The 3,791-nt window shown below is 33.1% G+C and carries 4 protein-coding genes and 1 pseudogene; 4 read left to right on the top strand and 1 reads right to left on the bottom strand.

The features are described 5' to 3' along the window. Positions 1-127: 127 nt before the first annotated feature. Positions 128-580 (top strand): annotated as a pseudogene (locus ACE01T_RS17755) (DDE-type integrase/transposase/recombinase); the annotation flags it as partial. A 12-nt stretch (positions 581-592) separates the two neighbouring features. Here the strand turns inward: ACE01T_RS17755 and repM are convergent. Further along, the gene (gene repM / locus ACE01T_RS17280; RefSeq protein WP_395519762.1) at positions 593-1,537 is read right to left on the bottom strand and encodes a replication initiation protein RepM; all 945 of its coding nucleotides are present in this window, start codon (positions 1,535-1,537) and stop codon (positions 593-595) included. Between the two features lie 399 nt (positions 1,538-1,936). Here repM and ACE01T_RS17275 point away from each other — a divergent pair, with 399 nt between their 5' ends. From ACE01T_RS17275 to ACE01T_RS17265, 3 genes are all read left to right on the top strand, one after another. Continuing rightward, the gene (locus ACE01T_RS17275; protein ID WP_180175077.1) at positions 1,937-2,575 is read left to right on the top strand and encodes an AAA family ATPase; all 639 of its coding nucleotides are present in this window, start codon (positions 1,937-1,939) and stop codon (positions 2,573-2,575) included. 2 nt (positions 2,576-2,577) lie between these two features. After that, positions 2,578-2,874 carry a hypothetical protein gene (locus ACE01T_RS17270; RefSeq protein WP_301437011.1) on the top strand — a complete coding sequence of 99 codons (297 nt, stop codon included), beginning with the start codon at positions 2,578-2,580 and terminating at the stop codon, positions 2,872-2,874. A gap of 187 nt (positions 2,875-3,061) precedes the next feature. Continuing rightward, on the top strand, positions 3,062-3,376 hold the full coding sequence (locus ACE01T_RS17265) for a hypothetical protein (RefSeq protein ID WP_395519761.1): 315 nt from the start codon (positions 3,062-3,064) through the stop codon (positions 3,374-3,376). The last annotated feature ends 415 nt before the right edge of the window (positions 3,377-3,791 follow it).

The raw sequence follows: 3,791 nt of genomic DNA, 5'->3' as shown, positions 1-3,791 counted from the left end.
GACCTATTGTAGAGTTCCATGAGAGTAAACAGCTGTAGGTAACTGCTTATGATCCAGAATTGGTTACCCAGCACCCCGATTGCATAAGCATCATAAGTTATGCAATTTATAAAATTGGCAAGGCTGATTATATCTGGCTGGAGTTCTTGATTTATATTCGAAAAAATTCCTCGGTTGGCCAATAAAACCCACTCATACCAAGAATATCGTTTTGGATGCACTTCCCATGGCTGTATAGTAACGTAGATCAAATGAACCTGGATCATATATTCAGATCACGGCTTACAATACAGTAGCGTGGACTGGGAGAAATTCTGTCAAAAACATAATTTGGTTCAGAGTATGAGTCGCCACCTTGCGCAATATACAGCTCATGTTGGGGGATATGCTGTTGCTGTATCCCTTTTTTAGGATATTAAAAAGATGAGCCATAAAACACGAGAAATAGCCTGTGCGGATGTGTTTGATTATATCGAATATTTTACAATCGAATTAGGCGCCTTCACATCTGGATGGTATGAGCTCAGAAGCATTTGAGCCGCTTCAAAATGAAGGCTATCTCATGTTTAGGATACTGTGAGTAATCCAGTAACTATTTTTGCTTCCCATTTTTTGGTTTATAACCAACATTTAATAGATGTGAAAAATATTTTTTAACATTCTCTTGATCTGTTAATTCGGCTTCAATTCTTTCCTGAAAATCTTCTTGTGTTTCGCCTATCTTTCCAAAAGCACGTCCAAAATCTGGATTGTCATCAATATCGCAAAGTTTTTGCGCAAAATATAAAATTTGCTTTGCTGTTAACTTATATAAATTTTCTGGAGCTCTATCACTGAGTATTAGAACGGTATCTTTTTCAAAAAAAGTAAACTCTATATCAGTAATAGTCCTACCTTCTTTTTTCTGGGTATAAGTAACTTCAATATCAGTAAATTTATTGATTTGTTCTATAGCCACTTTTAGAACGCGCTTTTTAAAATCTCCCATTTGAGAGTATTCATCTTCTAGCAAGCCTAATTTCTCTCTAAGATCTGCTATAGGGACATAAAGCTTACCTGTGGATCTCCAACGTATTAAAAGCTCGTACAATCGAATAGAGTAAACACTGGTAAGTTGTGAAATTTGCTTAAGTTCATATCTAGTAAATTTTTCTTCAAGCTTAATGAAAAGCGGAAGGATATCTGGCGCAAATATCAACTGTACACATGCAGCCTCTTTGACATAACCTACTTTGGATACCCATCGACTCTTATAAACTGCTTTTTTTCCTGTAACAGGATCTATTGTTTTATAAGTAAGCCTACGTTCGAATAAATTATCACATGCTGCTTGTAATGCTTCGTATGCTGATTGTCGGCCAAGCTTGAACTGTTTCATATACTCCGAGGCATGAATCGTTAACATAGTCTCGGCCGTTAATTCTTTTTCAATCTCACGGGCAGCAAGAATTGCTATTAAAATTAATCTTTGTTCTGAAAGATTTAGTGCATAGGAAGCTTCAATTAAATTATTATCTTTATAGATTACATTGCTCATATGTTAGTGCTAAAAAATTTGATTACCAATATATGGACAATACTACTTAACGTCCATAAATGGAAGTGTTTTTTTTGAAAGGAATTTGTCCATTTATGTAAGGAATCTGTCCTCTTATATAAAGGAATCTGTCCTTTTATATAAAGGAATCCGTCCACTTATTGGTAGGAATCCGTCCACTTATTGGTAGGAATCCGTCCACTTTAATTCTTTGTATTCCGCTGATATCAATAGTTACAGCTGCTATATAAATAATAAACTTAAAATATATATAAAATAATAAAAAAGAACCTTACTTGTGGATAACTTTTAAATTATTTTTTTATCACGATAGTTGATTTTTACATGAAATCATTTTACATTACTTAAATTATTAAACTTACGTAACTTACATAAAATATGATTATATTAGTTGGTGGTGAAAAAGGTGGTGCTGGAAAAAGCTGCTTATCTCAAAATTTAGCAGTATACCTTCAAACAAAAAATAGGGATGTCCTTTTATTAGATGCAGATCCTCAAGGAACAACAACTGATTGGATAAAAGAACGTGATGATAATGATGATTTAAAAGATATTCCTTCAGTTCAAGCTTCTGGCAATATCCGCTCAGTTCTCAAAGATCTGCAAGGTAGATATCAGGATATTGTAATTGATGCTGGTGGGCAAGATTCAGAAGCTTTACGTTCTGCAATGACAATAGCTACTCATATGTTATTACCTTTTAGACCAAAACGAAGGGATTTAAAAACATTAGCACATATGGAACAAGTTTTAAAATTAGCTAAAACCGTCAATCCAGATCTTATTGCAAGAGCAATTATTACACAATGTCCAACGTTACCATCACAAGTTCAAAGAATTTTAGATGCGAAAGATGCATGTAAATCATTTGGTATAAATGCGTTAAATGCAATTACGACTAATAGAAATGTCTATGATGACGCTGATGAAAATGGCCTTTCTGTTTTTGAAGTAAATAGTGATCAAAAAGCAAAAGCAGAGATTAAAAATATAGCTAATGAATTTTTAGGAATTTAATCATGGCTGGATTAAACGGTTTAAAAAAGAAAGTTGAAATATCTCCAGAAGATCAGTTAGCAGAAGTATTCATATCTGGGGCTGAAAAAAGGGTAAGAGCTTTAGAAACCAAAGAGAAAAAATTTGTTAGATGTACATTTTCTTTGAATGATGAAGTTAATCAGTTAATTGATGAACTGGTAGTTAAAAGTCAAAATGCTCGTGTTAGTAGATCAAGTATCGTTAGAATTGCATTAGAAAATTTGGCTTCAAAAAGCTCTGAAGAAATTAAAGAAATTGTTAATCAACAACTTTCGTAATAACTTATTTAAGTTACGTAACTTATGGTTGTTACGTAATATTTCCTCGTTAAAATAACCCGAATCATGGATTTAGTCTTGGTTGGTATAATGACTTACTAAATGGTTCTAATCATCTTGTTGTGAATATTTTCTTATCAGTGATTCGGGTATCATAAAATTGCTACCACTAAGTTTAAGAATCATTATGAAGCATTTAGGATTTGTTGGAAAAAGTACAGAATATATCGGATATACGTATGTTGAAATTATCAATAGTTCTCTTCGACTGTCTTTCAATGTACCCTCAAAAAGTAATGTAGATGAAACCTTTAGAAATATCATAGAAAATAACTATGATTTATTAATGGCAACATCCTCAGAAATTTCATTTGAACTTGACCAAGAAACAATTAAAAATACTGAAAAAGTACTTAAAGAACAAGGAATGGAGATAGAAGAATTTATACAGGATACGCTAATTAAATTCATCAATCAAAACCCATTAGATACCATTAACTAGTTACTATATTTATGCGTATCCAGAAGAGTGTAATTGCCTAAATTACTTAAAAAAATAAGCAATAAAAAACCCCGGCATCCTGCTAGGGTTTTTCATATTTGGTTAGCTCGGTATAACTCCTGTCGTACCTCACAGTCCTTGTACTGTATTTTCTTATTGTTATCTAGAGCATCCAGCTCTCTATGTCCCCATCATAAGAAATAAGTTTGAGACCGTATAGGCGCAAAGGGCCGTAATTAATGTGAGCAAATGCGTACAAGGTTGACTGTATGAATATATTATTCCCTTCCAGTTGAAATATCTTCTTCACTGTAAGCGTCCGCTGAACCCCACTTTTCTTATTTTCTCAATATCCCGATAGTGTCCATTATTTATTAAATGGACATTATGTTTATGGCCTTAGACACTTTTATAG

The organism is Acinetobacter uliginosus (assembly GCF_044130295.1).
GTDB lineage: Bacteria > Pseudomonadota > Gammaproteobacteria > Pseudomonadales > Moraxellaceae > Acinetobacter.
This window is presented reverse-complemented; position numbering and strand designations above follow the sequence as displayed.

What these genes read in the sequence shown, in the direction of transcription:
- repM (WP_395519762.1), bottom strand. Translation starts at nt 1,537, where the DNA reads ATGAGCAATGTAATCTATAAAGATAATAATTTAATTGAAGCTTCCTAT.
- ACE01T_RS17275 (WP_180175077.1), top strand. Translation starts at nt 1,937, where the DNA reads ATGATTATATTAGTTGGTGGTGAAAAAGGTGGTGCTGGAAAAAGCTGC.
- ACE01T_RS17270 (WP_301437011.1), top strand. Translation starts at nt 2,578, where the DNA reads ATGGCTGGATTAAACGGTTTAAAAAAGAAAGTTGAAATATCTCCAGAA.
- ACE01T_RS17265 (WP_395519761.1), top strand. Translation starts at nt 3,062, where the DNA reads ATGAAGCATTTAGGATTTGTTGGAAAAAGTACAGAATATATCGGATAT.